Source organism: Pseudomonas sp. GW821-FHT07E12 (genome assembly GCF_058986605.1).
Genome location: NZ_JBYSVX010000004.1, coordinates 12,522 through 28,267, shown reverse-complemented (window position 1 = coordinate 28,267; position 15,746 = coordinate 12,522). Strand labels below are relative to the sequence as shown.

The window sequence follows — 15,746 nt, the reverse complement described above, 5'->3', positions numbered from 1 at the left end:
TTTTCATCCGAACCCATAACCAACGCGACTTCATGGACATCGCCAACCTGACCGCGTTCCTGGCCATCGCCGACAGCGGCAGCTTCTCCGGCGCCGCCGAGCGGCTGCACCTGACCCAGCCGGCGATCAGCAAGCGCATCGGCCTGCTCGAAGCCGAGCTGCGCGTGCGCCTGTTCGACCGGCTCGGCCGCCAGGTGGTGCTGACCGAGGCCGGGCAGGCACTGCGCCCGCGCGCGCAACGCATCCTCGACGAGCTGCAGGACGCGCGCCGGCTGCTGGACACGCTCGGCAGTGAGGTCAGCGGCACCCTGAGCCTGGCCACCAGCCACCACGTCGGCCTGCACCGGCTACCGCCGCTGCTGCGCCAGTTCGCCGTGCGCCATCCGGAAGCCGGGCTGGACATCCGTTTCCTCGACTCCGAGCAGGCTTACACGCAGGTATTACAGGGCGAGGTCGAACTGGCGGTGACCACGCTCGGCCCGGACACCCAACCGCCACTGCAGGCAGTGCCGATCTGGGACGACCCATTGCAGTTCGTGGTCGCCCCCGACCACCCGCTGGCCGCACGCCGCGATCTGACGCTACAGGACATCGTCACGCATCCCGCGGTGCTGCCGGACCGTGACACCTTCACCCACCGCATCGTCGCCGCGCTGTTCGCCGCGCACGGCCTGCCGCTGCGGCTGCGCATGACCACCAATCATCTGGAGACGATCAAGATGCTGGTGTCGGTGGGCCTGGCCTGGAGCGTGCTGCCGCAGAGCCTGGTGGATGCGCAGGTGGTCGCGCTGTCGCTGCCGGGCGTGGACCTGCACCGCCGGCTCGGCCACGTCACCCACGGCGGCCGCACCCGCTCGCGCGCCGCACAGGCGTTCATCGCCCTGCTGGAGGAACATGCCGACCCGGTCTGGAGCACGCCATCCGGGCCCGGCTGAATCCTCCCCGATGACAGCCGCCCCGGCTTGACCTACATTGCGCCTTCGCCGGCCCCTGGGCCGCCCGTTCCCCGAAAGGACCGTCTCGCCGCCGCGCCGAAGCCATCCAGCGTTCCGCATCCTGCAAGCGGCCCTGCCCGCCCAGGCGGAAACCGTCCGTTCTTCGGCATTGCCCCGAAGAAGCCGCACGGAATGCCTCCGTTCCGCGCCATCCGAAGATTCCCGTCATGCCTCCAGCCATCCCTCTGCCTTGCGGCGGACTGCGGTCCGTCTTTTCCGGCGCATGTGCGCCGTCCCTGCCCGCCCCTCCGGTGCCAAAGGCATGACCACGCGCGACAGCAGCACCGCGGCGACGCTGGCCTTCCAGGCCGAGATCGCCAGCGCCAAGGCCCGTCGCGACCGCGACCTGCCACGGCATTCGACGCTTCCACCCCGCCCATCGCCCGCGCCTGAATCCAGCGCCAGCGAGCCCGCATCCGACCGCCCCGGCATCGACGGCAAGGCCGCCTGACCGCGGCCCGGTCCTCATGTCGCCGCCCCTCCAGCCGAGCCCCGCGACCATGACGCCCTGCCCGATCAGCCGCGTCCCGGCGGGCCAGCAGCGTGCACCAACGGCGCACCCCGACCCGATCGTTTCGCCGTCGCTACACGGCCGGCTCCGCCGCCAAAACACTGACCTTCCTGGCTCAGTATAAATATAGAACCGCATGGTCTAGTATTGGCGGCATGGCGACCGCAAACCCCTCGAAGGCACGTACCCGCAGCACCGGTCCCGGCCGGCCCAAGGACCTCGGCAAACGTGCCGCGATCTTGAATGCCGCGCGCACGCTGTTCTTCGAACAAGGCTATGCCGGCGTCAGCATGGACGGCATCGCGGCCCTGGCCGGCGTCTCCAAGCTCACCGTCTACAGCCACTTTGGCGACAAGGAAGCGCTGTTCGCCGAAGCGATCCGCGCGCAATGCCAGCAGATGATGCCGGACGACCTGTTCGAGCATGAACTGCACGGCCCCCTGCGCGAACAGTTGCTGGAGATCGGCGCAGCCTTCTTCACGATGGTCAGCAGCGACGCGGCGATCGCCACCCATCGCATGATGCTCAGCCCCGGCACCGGTGACGACCATGTGCGCCGGATGTTCTGGGAAGCCGGCCCGCAGCGCACCCAGGAAGCCATGGCCGACTTCCTCACCGCGCGCGTGCAGGCCGGCGAGCTGGCGATCGACGACCTGCATCTGGCCGCCGCACAGTTCTTCCAACTGGTCAAGGGCGATCTGCACATCACCATGATGTGCGGCCTCAAGGGCCCACCGAGCGCGGAGGAGGTGCAGCGTCACGTCGCCGCCAGCGTTGATTTCTTCCTGCGCGCCTATGCCCCATGCTAGGCCGTGCCCCTGTTGCCTCCAGACCGCGCGCCGGTGGTCGCGGTGACTTCCGGCACTGCGCCTTCACGGGCCTCAGGGCGATGCTAGCGCCACGCCACCGACCCGCGGCACCCGGTAAAATGCCCGCCCCACCGCGTTGGATGACCGCACCATGACGATCGATTACACCCAGGCCCGCGAAACGATGGTCGAGCAGCAGATTCGTCCCTGGGACGTTCTGGACCTGCGCGTACTGGATGTGCTGGCCCGGCTGCCGCGCGAGGCCTTCGTGCCGGACGCCTACAAGGCGCTGGCCTATGCCGATCTGGAAATTCCGCTGGCCGCCGGCCAGAAGATGATGAAGCCGGTGATCGAGGGCCGCATGCTGCAGGCGCTCGACCTGCAACCGGGCGAGGACGTGCTGGAGATCGGCAGCGGCAGCGGTTTCGCCACCGCCTGTCTGGCCGCGCTGGCACGCGAAGTGGTCAGCCTGGAGATCGATCCGGCGCTGGCCGCCGGTGCCCGTGCCAAGCTTGACGCCGCCGGCCTGGGCAGCAACGTGCGCATCGAGACCGCCGACGTGTTTGCCTGGCAGACCGAGCGCAAGTTCGACGCGATCTGCCTGACCGGCGCGGTCGATGCGCTGCCGCTGCAACTGCTGTCCTGGCTGCGCCCGAACGGTCGCCTGTTCGCCGTACGCGGCCGCGACCCGGTCATGGAAGCCGTACTCGTGCGTGGCGAAGTCAACGCGCCGCGCGTGGAATCGTTGTTCGAAACCGATCTCGCCTACCTGCAGGGCGCGGCACCGGTGCCCCAGTTCCAATTCTGATCCCAAGGAAGCCCCTGATGATTCGCCGATCCCTCGTGCTGGCGCTGGTCGCCGCCCTGTCTCCGATGGCCGCACAGGCCACCGATCTGCTGCAGGCCTACGAAATGGCCCGCAACGGCGATCCGACGCTGGCATCGGCCGAGTCGACCCGCCTGTACAACAAGGAAGGCCAGGTACAGGCCCGCGCCGCACTGCTGCCGCAGCTGGATGGATCGGCTTCGCTGAGCCAGACCAAGACCGACTACCAGGGCCTCAGCGGCCGCGGCCTGTCCAAGACCCGCAGCTACGGCATCAACGCTTCGCAGACGCTGTTCAACTGGGCGCAGTTCTCCAACCTGCGCGCCCAGCGCGACGTCAGCAAGGCCGCCGACTTCACGCTGGAATCGGCCAACGACGACCTGATCGTGCGTACCTCGGCCGCCTACTTCAACGTGCTGGTGGCGATCGAATCGCTGGCCGCGTCCGAGTCCAACGAAGCCGCTGCCAAGAAGCAGTTCGACTACGCCGACAAGCGCCTGCAGGTCGGCCTGGCGCCGATCACCGACGTCTACGAAGCCCGCGCCGAGTACGACCAGGCACGTGCCGACGTCATCACCGCGCGCAACACCCTGGCCGACTACTACCAGGCACTGGCCGAAATCACCGGCCAGCCGGCACGCGGCCTGCGCGGCCTGCCGGACGACTTCCGTCCAGAGCTTCCGGCCAACTACGCCAACGTCAACGATCTGGTCACCAACTCGATCGACGACAACCCGGCGCTGAAGGCACAGCAACTGCAGGTCAGCGCCGCCGAGTCCAGCGTGACCGCCGCCCGCGCCGGCCACCTGCCGACGCTGAGCCTGGGTGGCAGCCTCGGCCGTGACAAGACCTGGGGCGACTACACCGGCGACGTGGCCGTTCGTCAGGACGCCACCAGCATCAACAGTCCGCGTGCCGACTCCAACATGATCGGCATCACCCTGAGCGTGCCGATCTTCTCCGGCGGCGCCACCCAGTCGGCGGTGCGCCAGGCGCTCGCCCAGCGCGACATCCAGCAGGACACCTACGAGCAGCAGAAGCGCGCGCTGGACCGCAACGTGCGCAACTACTACCAGAGCGTCGTGCAGGGCATTTCCGAGATCGAGGCACGCCGCCTGGCCGTGGTCTCCGCGCAGGCTGCCTACGACGCCTCGCAGGTCGGCCTGGAAGTCGGTACCCGCACCGTGCTGGACGTGGTGCAGAACCAGAAGACGCTGTTCTCGGCACAGCTCAACTATGCGCAGGCCAAGTACAACTTCCTGCAGAACCGCCTGCTGCTGGCCGAAAGCACCGGCAAGCTCGACATCGCCGACCTGCAGGACATCAACCGCCTGTTGACCGCCGACGCCGAGGCCCGGCTGCAGTCGCCGCCGCCGACGGCCATGCGCTGAGCCGGCGCATCTTTCGTGTGATCGAAAAAGCGGGCCATCGGCCCGCTTTTTTTGTGAGCCCCTGGCAGGAGCACGGCACCTCACTTGTGCCGGCGTTCTTTATTTCAGAAGTCACGTTTTCCGAAGCAACTCCGCCACCGGCGGCAGGTGCGGCGCGATCTGCGCCAGTGTCCGCTGCACCGCACCGCGCCCGTTGGCGACCAGCGCCAAGCCCGCCTCGACCATCACACGGCGTGCCTCGACATCGATCAGCAAGGCTTCCAGTGTGTCGGCGACCACACCGGCGTCTTCGCAGATCCTCACCGCGCCGGCTTCGCGCATGCGCCGGGAAATCTCCGAGAAATTGTGCAGATGCGGGCCGGTCACCGCCGGCGTACCGACCGCGGCCGGCTCCAGCAGGTTGTGCCCGCCGATCGGCTGCAGGCTGCCACCGACGAAGGCAACCTGCGCGCAGGCGTAGAACGACATCAACTCGCCCAACGTATCGATCACGAATACCTGTGCCTGCGCATCCGGCCATTGCTGCGCCCGACGGGTCGCCACCTGCCAGCCACGCTCGCGCGCCAGCGCCTCGACCTTCGGGAAACGCTCGGGATGACGCGGCGCCCACAGCAGCAGCAGATCGGGAAAACGCCGCAGCAATTGGGCGTGGATATCGGCGGTGGCGGCTTCCTCGCCATCGTGCGTGCTCGCGGCAATCCACACCGGGCGCGTCGGTGGCACGTGTTGCCGGAACTGCGCCACGAACGCGTCCAGATGCTCGGGCACGCCGATGTCGAACTTCAGATTGCCGAGCGCGATCACTTGATCCGGGCGCGCACCAAGCGTGACGAAGCGTGCGGCATCGTCGACGGATTGCGCTGCCACGCGGGTCACCGTACGCAGCGCGCGACTGATCAGCGGCGCCAACAACCGGTAGCCGCGCAGCGAACGCGCCGACAGCCGCGCGTTGAGGATGTAGACCGGGATGCCACGATCGCGGCAACCGAACAGCATGTTCGGCCACAACTCGGTCTCCAGGATCAGCGCCAGGCTGGGCTGGAAGTGCTCCAGGAACCGCCCCACGCTGCCTGGCACGTCATAGGGCAGATAGACGTGATCGATCGCCTCCCCCCACAGCGCACGCACCCGCTCCGAGCCGGTCGGCGTGATCGTGGTGATCACCCAACGGATGTCCGGCCGCTGCGCACGCAACGCATTGACCAATGGCGCGGCCGCATTGACCTCCCCCACCGACACCGCATGCAACCACACCCGCGGCTGCCCGCACGCCTGCGCGTAGGAGGCATAGCGCTCGTTCCAGCGATTGAAGTACTCACGGACCCGGAATCCACGCCACACCAGGTGGTAGACCGTGATCGGCAGCAACAGATAGAGCAGCGCCGAATACAGCGTGCGCAACAGCCATTCGATAGGGTCTTTCCGCATCCGCGAAGGATACGGGAGCGGCTGCTTCGGTGCATGGTCCAGGCCGGCGCTCCTTGCCCTTGCCCTTGCCCTTGCCCTTGCCGTTGCCGTTGCCGTTGCCGTTGCCGTTGCTCGTGATTTTGCCTTTGCAGTTGCAGTTGCTCTTCGCTTTTCCGGGGCCCCCATCCGCAGCGACGGAGCCAGCGGGAAAAACCCCGAAGGGGCGACGTGCATGGATGCACGTCGTTTTCTGCCGCGGCATGGATGCCGCGTCAGAAAATCCCGCTGGCGGAGTGAACCCGTAGCGCAGCGAAGGGCGCGAGGACTGGGGCGTGCTTTCTTTGGGTTACCTTTCTTTGCACGAGCAAAGAAAGGTAACTCGCTCCGAAGGAGCGAAAGCCTTTGCCTTTGCCTCTGCCGTCGCTGCCACTGCAACGTCAAGACCCAAAAGCAACATCCATGGATGATCAGCCTTCGGCTGCTGAAAAGCGCTTCCCGCTTTACCAGCCTTCGGCTGTGGAAAAGCACTTCGCGGGAATGACGGCGGGGAACGGCAAAGGAATGTCGCGGAAGTCACTGGGTCCCCGCCTGCGCGGGGACAACGGTTGGTGGATCACGTGAAATCCCTCCACTCCCCACACAGCAATCACACCCAGCAAACCGGTCCAACCAACGATTCCCTTAGAATTCCCCCATGTCCGAAGCACCCGACGTCGCCACCCGCCCTTCCCTGCTAAAACCGGCCCACTGGCCGATGTTCCTGCAGCTCGCCATCGCCGCCGCCGCCGCGCGCCTGCCGTGGACCCTGCAGCGCGCGCTGGGTCGTGGCGTCGGCTGGCTCACCTACCACCTGATGGGCAGCCGGCGCCGGGCCGCGCAGACCAATCTCGAACTGTGCTTCCCGGATCAGGACCCGGCCTGGCGCCAGCGCCTGCTGCGCGACAGCTTCGACGCGTTCGGCGTCGGCATCTTCGAGTTCGCGCGTGCCTGGTGGGGCAGCATCGACGTGATCCGCCCGCAGGTGCAGATCGAAGGCCTGGAGCACCTGCGCAAGCTGCAGGACGAAGGTCGCGGCGTGCTGCTCGTCTCCGGCCACTTCATGACGCTGGAGATGTGCGGGCGCCTGCTGTGCGACTACATCCCGCTGTCCGGCATGTACCGCCCCTACAAGAACCCGGTGGTGGAGTGGGCGGTCAAGCGTGGCCGCCTGCGCTACGCCAAGAGCATGTTCGGCAACGGCGACATCCGTGCCACGGTGCGCCACCTCAAGCGCGGTGGCTTCCTCTGGTACGCGCCGGACCAGGACATGCGCGGCAAGGACACCGTGTTCGTGCCGTTCTTCGGCCATCCGGCGGCGACGATCACCGCCACCCACCAGTTCGCGCGCCTGACCGGCTGCGCGGTGGTGCCGTACTACCATCGCCGCGAGGGCGGCGGCTACCGGCTGAAGATCGGTGCCCCGCTGGAAGGCTTCCCCACCGACGACGTCGCCATTGATAGCGCCCGCGTCAATGCGGTGATCGAGGACATGGTGCGGCAGGCCCCCGAGCAGTACCTGTGGATCCACCGCCGCTTCAAGCGCCAGCCGGAAGGACGCAGTTCGTTCTACGACTGAGGCCGGCACATGTTTTGGCAGGAGCGGCTCTGGGTGGCCTGGGGCCATCAGCCGCGATGAAGCTTTCCCGGTAACACCCGATCGCGGCTGATGGCCCTGGGCCACCCAGAGCCGCTCCTACGGCGTCTCCTCGGCCCGCCCCAGCAGCGCACCGGCATACAGCCCGGCCAGCATCAGCGTCAGCCCGCCCCAGAAGCTGGAGTAGAACGCCAGGTGGGTGTTGAACGGAAACACCGTTGCCACCAGCGCGATCATCGCCGGACGCGCACGATCGCGTGCTTCCGGCGTCGAGTAGCGCCATGCGCGCCAGGCCTGTGCCGCACCCGCCAGCCATAGCAGCAGGCCGATCACGCCGGTCTCGGCAAGAATCTCCAGCACGATCTGGTGAGCGTGGAACGCCGGTCCTTCGCCCCAGGCCGGCGCTTGGCCCGGATGCGGATCGCAGGCCGGATACGCCTCGCGGAAGCCACGCGCGCCGACGCCGTTGAACGGATGCTCGCGCACCATGCACAACGCCGCGTCCCAGATGTCGCTGCGTCCCGACAACGCCGCGTTGACGCCCGCATTCTCGCCGGTGAACGCCATCGTGGTGCGATGGATGCGCTCGCGTGCCTGCGGCGAAACATAGGTCAGCACCGCGGCCAGCGCGGCACCGGCGACCATCACCGCCAGCAGCCGGCGCAGCCCCAGCACCCGCCCGCCCGACCACAGCAGGATCAGCGCGAAGGTGATCCACGACGCGCGCGAACCGGCCAGCACCAGCACTGCTCCCACCGCCGCGGCGGCCAGCAGCCACGCAATCAGCGAACGCCTTCCAGCGGCGAACAGCAGGAACGGCGACAGGCTGGCCAGGGTCTGGCCGAACTTCAGATTGCACGGGCCGAGCACACCGCTCAGGCGGTCGGCGGCGGCGATCTCCTGCGGCGTGCAGAAGCCATGTCCGCTGACCAGTTGCTTGAGCAGGTCCAGCGACCAGAACAACGGGCTGGTACCGAAGGCGGCCTGGGCCAGCGCATCAACGGTCCATATCAACCCGATCAACGCCAAGCCGCCGAAGGTGATGCGGCGTCGGCGCGGCGTAGCCACCGCGATCGCGCACAGCCACATGAAAGGCAGGTAGCGCAGATCGGTCGCGGACTTGCGCAGCGCCAGCGTCACGTCGACCGCACCGAATGCCGACAGCAGTTCCGGCAGCCAGTACGCGAAGAACAGCACCGAGGTCAGCGCCCACGCCGCTCCGCTCAACAGCCGGGTGCCGCCCCGGAAACGCGTCTGCAGCAGCCGTATCGCCGCGAACAGCGCGCCCAGCGACAGTACCGTCTCGGCGATCCCGGGGAGCGGCCACAGCGCCACGAACGCGATGACCCAGGCCGGCGTCCAGTACCCCGGCTCGCGCAGCGGCGCGGTGACAGGGCCGGACTCAGCGACAGAGTTCGTCATAGACCTTCAGGGTGGCCGATTGCATGGCCTGCAGCGTATAGGGAATGTGTTGCGGCGCGCGCGGTGGCTGCCGCAACAACGTCGCGGCCTGCGTCGCCAGCACGGCCTCGTCGAACGGCGCCACGGCGCCTTCCGGCTGCAGTTGGCGCAGCAGCTCGCCGACTCCGCCGTGCGCCCAGCCCAGCACCGGACGCCCGACCGCAAGCGCTTCGAGCACGGTACGCCCGAACGCCTCCGGCTTGCGCGAGAGCTGCAACACCAGGTCGCTGGCGACATAGGCCTCGGCGATACGCGCGGTAGCCCCGGTGAAGGTCACCTCCGCGCCGACGCCGAGACGCTCGGCTTCGGCCTGCAACTCGCGCAGGTAGGCCTCGCGCCCCGCCTCGACCGCACCCGGCAGCCACAGCCGCGCCTTGCTCCCTCCGGCCCGCAGGGCGCCCAGCAGACGCAGCCCGTCGGCATGGCCTTTCAGGCGGGTACCGCGACCCGGCAGCAGCAGCAGCGATTCGTCAGGCGCCAGATCCGGCACCTGCTCACGCGCCCAGGCGCGTGCGCGAGGATCCGGCCGTGGCCGACGCGGGAACTGGGCGATGTCGATACCGCGCGGGATCGTGCGCAGCTTGCCGGGATCGGTGCGCGGATAGTGCTGCAGCACGTAGTCATGCACGGTCTGCGAGACGCAGATCACCCGCTCGCCGTAGCTCATCACCGCGCTGTAGCGACTGGGCGAGTTCAACCCATGCACGGTGGTGACAAAGCGCGGCCGGCTCGCAGCCGGCATGCCCTTCAGCGCGTACCATCCGATCCAGGCCGGCAGGCGCGAGCGTGCATGCACGATGTCGGCGCCGAGTTCGGCGAACAACCGGCGCAGCGCGGCGACGTGGCGCAGGGTCAGCAACGACTTGCGGCCGATGTCGAGGGTGAGATGTTCCGCGCCGCTGTCCAGCAGCGCCGGCACCAGCCGGCCGCCGGCGGAAACCACCACGGCACGATGGCCAGCACGCACCAGCGCGGCGGCGATTTCCAGGGTAGAACGCTCGACGCCACCGGACTGCAGCGCCGGCAGCAACTGCACCACGGTCAGGCGGTGCATGGGACCGGGGTCAGTCCGCGAGGACGAACACAGCGCCGCAATACGGGCACTTGGCCTCGTGGTTCGGCTCGTCCTCGATCGGCAGGTACACGCGCGGATGCGAGTTCCACAGCGCCATCTCCGGGGTCGGGCAGCTCAGCGGAAGGTCGCTGCGATGCACGGTGTAGCGCTTCTCGGCATTGGCGGGCGCGGTGGCGGTCTGGCTCATGGCGGGTACTTGCAGGGGAATCGGGTCGGGCAATTCTAGCAGTGCCCCCAACCTGTAGGAGCGGCTTCAGCCGCGAGGGGCTTTACCGCCGCACTTGGAGGTCCGGGCTTTTCTGCATGAAAGCCCCTCGCGGCTGAAGCCGCTCCTACAAGTACCGAGGAAGCGGCGATTCATCGCCGCTTCCCTAACTGGCGTCAGCCGTTCTTCTCGGCTTCCAGCTGCTTGCGGATCTGCGCATCCACCGCGGCGATCGCGGTCATGTTCATCACGCGGCGCGAGGTGGCGCTGCTGGTGAGGATGTGCACGGGCTTGGAGATGCCCATCAGGATCGGGCCGATCGCCACGCCGTCGGTGAATACGCGCACCAGGTTGTAGGCGATGTTGGCTGCTTCCAGGTTCGGCAGCACGAACAGGTTGGCGCGGCCCTTGAGGGTGCTGTTGGGCATGATCTGCTTGCGCAGTGCTTCATCCCAGGCGGTGTCGCCCTGCATTTCGCCGTCGATGTTCAGGCGCGGGTTGCGCTTGAGCAGCAGCGCGCGCACCTGGCGCATCTTCAGCGCGTCACGTGATTCGTGGCTGCCGAAGTTGCTGTGCGAGAGCAGCGCGATGTTCGGCTCGATGCCGAACAGCTTCAGGCGATAGGCCGCCTGCAGGGTCGCTTCGGCGATCTGCTCGGCGGTCGGGTCTTCCTGCACGTGTGTGTCGACGAAGAAGAACACGCCCTGCTGGTTGATCACGCCGGTCATCGCCGAGGTCGAGCTGACGCGCGGTTCCAGCGGGATCACGCTGCGTGCGTAGCCGAGCTTCTTGTGGAAGCGGCCGACCACGCCGGACAGCATCGCGTCGGCCTCGCCGCGCGCGACCATCACCGCGGCGATCAGGGTCGGGCGCGAGCGCATCAGCTCCTTGGCGGCGCTGACGGTGACGCCACGACGCTCGGTCAGCGCGTGGTAGTACTGCCAGTAGTCGTTGAAGCGCGGATCGTCGAGGATGTTGGTGACTTCGAAATCGACGCCGGCCTGCATGCGCAGGCCCATGCGCTTGATGCGCGCCTCGATCACGTCCGGGCGGCCGATCAGGATCGGCAGCGCCAGCTCCTCGTCGATCACGCTCTGCACCGCGCGCAGGATCACTTCCTCCTCGCCCTCGGCGTAGACCACACGCTGCTTGTCGACGCGGGCACGGTCATAGACCGGCTTCATCATCAGGCTGGTGCGGTACACGAACTGGCTGAGCTTGTCGCGATAGGCGGCCATGTCGGCGATCGGGCGGGTAGCAACGCCCGAATCCATCGCCGCCTGCGCCACCGCTGCCGACAGTTCCACCAGCAGGCGCGGGTCGAGCGGACGCGGGATCAGGTATTCCGGGCCGAAACTCGGGGTCTCGCCGCCGTAGGCCGCGCCGAGATCGGAGGCCTCACGGCGCGCCATCGCGGCGATCGCCTTGACGCAGGCGATCTTCATTTCCTCGTTGATCGTGGTCGCGCCAACATCGAGCGCGCCGCGGAACAGGTACGGGAAACACAGCACGTTGTTGACCTGGTTCGGGTAGTCCGAACGGCCGGTGCCGATGATCGCGTCCGGGCGCACCGCCTTGGCCGCCTCCGGCATGATTTCCGGGTTCGGATTGGCCAGCGCGAAGATCACCGGGTTCGGCGCCATCGTCGCGACCATCTCCTGGGTCAGGATGCCGGCGGCCGACAGGCCCAGGAAGATATCCGCGCCCTCGACGATCTCGGCCAGCGTGCGCTTGTCGGTGTCGCGTGCGTAACGCGCCTTCTCCGCATCCAGGTCGGTGCGGCCGGTGTGGATCACACCGTCACGGTCAAAGGCCAGGATGTTCTCCGGCTTCAAACCCAGCGCGACCAGCATGTTGACGCAGGAGATGCCGGCCGCGCCCATGCCGGTGGTGGCGAGCTTGATCTCGCCGATCTTCTTGCCGGTCACTTCCATCGCGTTGAGCACGGCCGCGCCGACGATGATCGCAGTGCCGTGCTGGTCGTCGTGGAACACCGGGATGTTCATGCGCTCGCGCAGCTTGCGCTCGACGATGAAGCACTCCGGCGCCTTGATGTCTTCAAGGTTGATGCCGCCGAAGGTCGGCTCCAGGCTGGCGATGATGTCGACCAGCTTGTCCGGGTCGTTCTCGTCGATCTCGATGTCGAACACGTCGATGCCGGCGAACTTCTGGAACAGCACGCCCTTGCCTTCCATCACCGGCTTGGATGCCAGCGGGCCGATGCTGCCCAGGCCCAGCACCGCGGTGCCGTTGGAGATCACCGCCACCAGGTTGCCGCGCGCGGTCAGCTCGCTGGCCTGTTGCGGGTCGGCGGCAATCGCCTCGCAGGCGAAGGCCACGCCCGGCGAATAGGCCAGCGCCAGATCGCGCTGGGTCAGCATCGGCTTGGTCGCGGTGACCTTGATCTTGCCCCGCGGTTCCTGGCGGTGGTACTCGAGGGCGGCCTGTTTGAATTCGTCGTTGGACATCGGGAGATGGATCGCTGAATGGGCGCGGGAAGCTAGGGATTCTACCCCCACCCCGCTGGGTGGACCTGTCGGGCGGCTGTCGCTGCGCGTGCGTTGAGCCCCTGCGCACAGATATGCAGACCTCGCATTACAGAAAAACCCGCGCCATCGGGCGCGGGTTTCTCAGTTCGTCCTGCCGGGTTAGCGGGCGATCACGGCTTCGGTTTCCAGCGCGGCCACGGGATCCAGCTTGATCACGGACGCATCGCCATCGAGCACGCTGCGCAGGCGGTCACGGTCGAGCGCGCCTTCCCAGCGCGACACCACCACGGTGGCCACGGCATTGCCGATGAAGTTGGTCAGCGAGCGGCACTCGCTCATGAAGCGGTCCACGCCCAGGATCAGCGCCATGCCGGCCACCGGCACTTCCGGCACCACCGACAAGGTGGCGGCCAGGGTGATGAAGCCGGCACCGGTCACGCCGGCGGCGCCCTTGGAGCTGAGCATCGCAACCAGCAGCAGCGTGATCTGGTGGCCCAGGGTCAGTTCGGTGTTGGTGGCCTGGGCGATGAACAGCGCCGCCAGGGTCATGTAGATGTTGGTGCCGTCCAGGTTGAACGAGTAGCCGGTCGGCACGACCAGGCCCACCACCGACTTCTTGCAGCCGGCATTCTCCATCTTCTCCATCAACGCGGGCAGCGCCGACTCGGAGGAGGAGGTGCCCAGCACCAGCAGCAGCTCGGCCTTCAGGTAACGGATCAGCTTGAGCACCGAGAAGCCGCTCAAACGACAGACCGCACCCAGGATCACCAGCACGAACAGCAGCGAGGTGATGTAGAACGAGCCCACCAACCAGGCCAGGTTGATCAGCGAGGCCACGCCATATTTGCCGATGGTGAAAGCGATCGCGCCGAACGCACCGATCGGTGCGGCCCGCATCAGGATGTGCACCAGCTTGAACACCGGAGCGGTCAGCGCCTCCAGCAAATTCAGCACCGGCCGACCGCGCTCACCCGTCAGTGCCAGCGCGATGCCGAACAGCACCGACACGAACAGCGTCTGCAGGATGTTGCCATCCACGAACGCGCTCACCAGCGTGCTGGGGATGATGTCCATCGCGAAGCCGACCAGCGTCATGTCATGCGACTTCTCGACGTAGTCGTGGACCTTGCTCTGATCCAGGGTGGACACGTCGATGTTCATGCCGGCACCGGGCTGCACCACGTGCGCGACGATCATGCCCACCACCAATGCCAGCGTGGAGAAGAACAGGAAGTAGATCATCGCCTTGCCGAACACCCGGCCCACCGTCTTCAGGTGGGTCATGCCGGCGATGCCGGTGACGATGGTCAGGAAGATCACCGGGGTGATGATCATCTTGACCAGCTTGATGAAGGCATCGCCCATCGGCTTGAGCGAAGCGCCGATGGCCGGTTCGAAATGGCCCAGCAGCACGCCCAGCACGATCGCGACGATCACCTGGAAGTACAGCTGACGGTAGAAGGGCACATGGGCCGCGGGTGTGCGGACGGGAGTGCTGATGTGCATGGTAGGGCTCCGGCTGTGGCACGGGCCGTGTCGGTGGACGCGGCTGAGGCGCACTTTGTAGCCGAGCGCCGTGCCGGCGCGGATAACCTATTGGTACTAGCCGGCATCCATTCCCTGCCGACGTGCCGTAGTCTCGCGGTCCTTGCCAGGCAGGTCGATGCGCCCAAACTGCGTATTCAGCAGCGGCGCCACCCGCCAGCGCAGGCCCCCACGGCCCTTCCCGACCGTCCCACATGAGAATTCGCATGCGCCCGACTACGCTCTTCACCGCCCTGTGCCTGGCCATCGTCGCCCCCGTCGCCGCCAGTGCCGCGGACTTCGACAACTGGCCGACCAAGTACGCCCTCAACGACGGCACCGAGCTGGCGCTGACCGGCAACTTTGCCTACGACGTCAATGACTTCTCCGGCAGCGACAAGCTGGAAGACGACCACTTCATGCGTCGCAAGGAATTCGGCGCCACCGTGAAGAAGAAGGGCGTCTACGACGCGATGGTGTATTTCGACTTCCAGTCCAAGCTGTGGCTGGACGTGTTCTTCCGCTTCGAGACCAAGGCGCTGCTGGGCAAGGACTACGGCCGCATCCGCCTGGGTTACATCAAGACCCCGGTCGGCCTGGACGCGGTGACCAGCTCGCGCGCGACCAGCTTCATGGAAGTCGGCCTGCCGACGCAGGCGATCTACGAAGGCCGCCGCACCGGCGTGGAATGGGTGCTGGAGCGTCCGCAGTACCTGCTGCAGGCCGGCGCCTACGGCGGCAAGGACCTGCAGGGCGACAACCCCGGCACCACCCAGGCGGTGCGCGCGGTGTGGACCCCGTTCAAGGCCACCGGTGACGTGCTGCACCTGGGCCTGGCCGCATCGGTCGAGAATCCGCGCGGCTACCACAACGGTCTGGATGTGAGCTTCCCGGCCAGCGCACGCGTGCGTGCCCGTCCCGAAGCCGGTCTGACCGACACGCGTCTGGTCGACTCGGGCGCGCTGAGGTACGCCGACCAGATCCAGCGCCTGGGCTTCGAGCAGATCTGGATCCATGGCCCGTTCTCGATCCAGAGCGAAGCGCTGCGGATGAACGTCACCCGCGAAAACGGCCTGCCCGACTACACCGCCAACGGCAGCTACGTCTACGGCAGCTGGGTGCTGACCGGCGAATCGCGGCCCTACGCCGGCGGCGCGGTGGCCAACATCAAGCCCGAGCACGATTACGGCGCGGTCGAACTGCTGGCGCGCTACAGCACGCTGGACCTCAACGACGCCGGCATCCAGGGCGGTCGCGAGACCGACTGGACCCTCGGCGCGAACTGGTACCTGACCAGCCACTTCAAGTTCCAGGCCAACTACGTGAAGGCCGACGTCAACCGCGCCGGCGTGCGCACCAAGCCCGACATCGTCGAGCTGCGTGCGCAGGTGATGTTCTGATCTGTCGCTGAAACACCCCT

General features: G+C 67.2%; 13 protein-coding genes. 7 read left to right on the top strand and 6 right to left on the bottom strand.

Features of this window, described 5'->3' with window-relative positions; all coding sequences use genetic code 11:
* Positions 1-32: 32 nt before the first annotated feature.
* The 5 genes from AC3WJE_RS04035 to AC3WJE_RS04015 all read left to right on the top strand — a co-directional run bounded on the left by AC3WJE_RS04035 (position 33) and on the right by AC3WJE_RS04015 (position 4,532).
* Positions 33-935 carry a LysR family transcriptional regulator gene (locus tag AC3WJE_RS04035; protein WP_493729489.1) on the top strand — a complete coding sequence of 301 codons (903 nt, stop codon included), beginning with the start codon at positions 33-35 and terminating at the stop codon, positions 933-935.
* A gap of 322 nt (positions 936-1,257) precedes the next feature.
* Complete coding sequence (locus tag AC3WJE_RS04030; protein ID WP_493729488.1) at positions 1,258-1,446, top strand: hypothetical protein; 189 nt, start codon at positions 1,258-1,260, stop codon at positions 1,444-1,446.
* A gap of 215 nt (positions 1,447-1,661) precedes the next feature.
* On the top strand, positions 1,662-2,315 hold the full coding sequence (locus tag AC3WJE_RS04025) for a TetR/AcrR family transcriptional regulator (RefSeq protein ID WP_493729487.1): 654 nt from the start codon (positions 1,662-1,664) through the stop codon (positions 2,313-2,315).
* A 151-nt stretch (positions 2,316-2,466) separates the two neighbouring features.
* Positions 2,467-3,123, top strand: a complete 657-nt coding sequence (locus AC3WJE_RS04020; RefSeq protein ID WP_493729486.1) for a protein-L-isoaspartate O-methyltransferase family protein — start codon at positions 2,467-2,469, stop codon at positions 3,121-3,123.
* A gap of 17 nt (positions 3,124-3,140) precedes the next feature.
* Positions 3,141-4,532 carry a TolC family outer membrane protein gene (locus AC3WJE_RS04015; protein ID WP_493729485.1) on the top strand — a complete coding sequence of 464 codons (1,392 nt, stop codon included), beginning with the start codon at positions 3,141-3,143 and terminating at the stop codon, positions 4,530-4,532.
* 111 nt (positions 4,533-4,643) lie between these two features.
* Here AC3WJE_RS04015 and waaA read toward each other — a convergent pair whose 3' ends face one another.
* Complete coding sequence (gene waaA, locus AC3WJE_RS04010; protein ID WP_493729484.1) at positions 4,644-5,960, bottom strand: lipid IV(A) 3-deoxy-D-manno-octulosonic acid transferase; 1,317 nt, start codon at positions 5,958-5,960, stop codon at positions 4,644-4,646.
* Positions 5,961-6,633: 673 nt separating this feature from the next.
* Here waaA and AC3WJE_RS04005 point away from each other — a divergent pair.
* Positions 6,634-7,554 carry an LpxL/LpxP family Kdo(2)-lipid IV(A) lauroyl/palmitoleoyl acyltransferase gene (locus AC3WJE_RS04005; RefSeq protein WP_493729483.1) on the top strand — a complete coding sequence of 307 codons (921 nt, stop codon included), beginning with the start codon at positions 6,634-6,636 and terminating at the stop codon, positions 7,552-7,554.
* A gap of 117 nt (positions 7,555-7,671) precedes the next feature.
* Here AC3WJE_RS04005 and AC3WJE_RS04000 read toward each other — a convergent pair whose 3' ends face one another.
* From AC3WJE_RS04000 to AC3WJE_RS03980, 5 genes are all read right to left on the bottom strand, one after another.
* Positions 7,672-8,994 carry an O-antigen ligase family protein gene (locus AC3WJE_RS04000; protein WP_493729482.1) on the bottom strand — a complete coding sequence of 441 codons (1,323 nt, stop codon included), beginning with the start codon at positions 8,992-8,994 and terminating at the stop codon, positions 7,672-7,674.
* Positions 8,975-10,087: a glycosyltransferase gene (locus AC3WJE_RS03995; protein ID WP_493729481.1), complete on the bottom strand. Its 1,113-nt coding sequence runs from the start codon at positions 10,085-10,087 to the stop codon at positions 8,975-8,977. The genes AC3WJE_RS04000 and AC3WJE_RS03995 overlap by 20 nt, the downstream gene beginning before the upstream one ends.
* A gap of 10 nt (positions 10,088-10,097) precedes the next feature.
* Positions 10,098-10,295 (bottom strand): zinc-finger domain-containing protein, encoded by a 198-nt coding sequence (locus AC3WJE_RS03990; protein WP_493729480.1) that lies wholly within the window; start codon positions 10,293-10,295, stop codon positions 10,098-10,100.
* Between the two features lie 194 nt (positions 10,296-10,489).
* Positions 10,490-12,781 carry an NADP-dependent malic enzyme gene (locus tag AC3WJE_RS03985; protein WP_493729479.1) on the bottom strand — a complete coding sequence of 764 codons (2,292 nt, stop codon included), beginning with the start codon at positions 12,779-12,781 and terminating at the stop codon, positions 10,490-10,492.
* 180 nt (positions 12,782-12,961) lie between these two features.
* Positions 12,962-14,308, bottom strand: coding sequence for a dicarboxylate/amino acid:cation symporter (locus AC3WJE_RS03980; protein WP_493729478.1), 1,347 nt, complete (start codon positions 14,306-14,308; stop codon positions 12,962-12,964).
* Positions 14,309-14,553: 245 nt separating this feature from the next.
* On the opposite strand from AC3WJE_RS03980, the gene AC3WJE_RS03975 reads away from it, so the two are divergent.
* Positions 14,554-15,726, top strand: a complete 1,173-nt coding sequence (locus AC3WJE_RS03975) for an OprO/OprP family phosphate-selective porin (protein WP_493729477.1) — start codon at positions 14,554-14,556, stop codon at positions 15,724-15,726.
* Positions 15,727-15,746 lie beyond the last annotated feature (20 nt).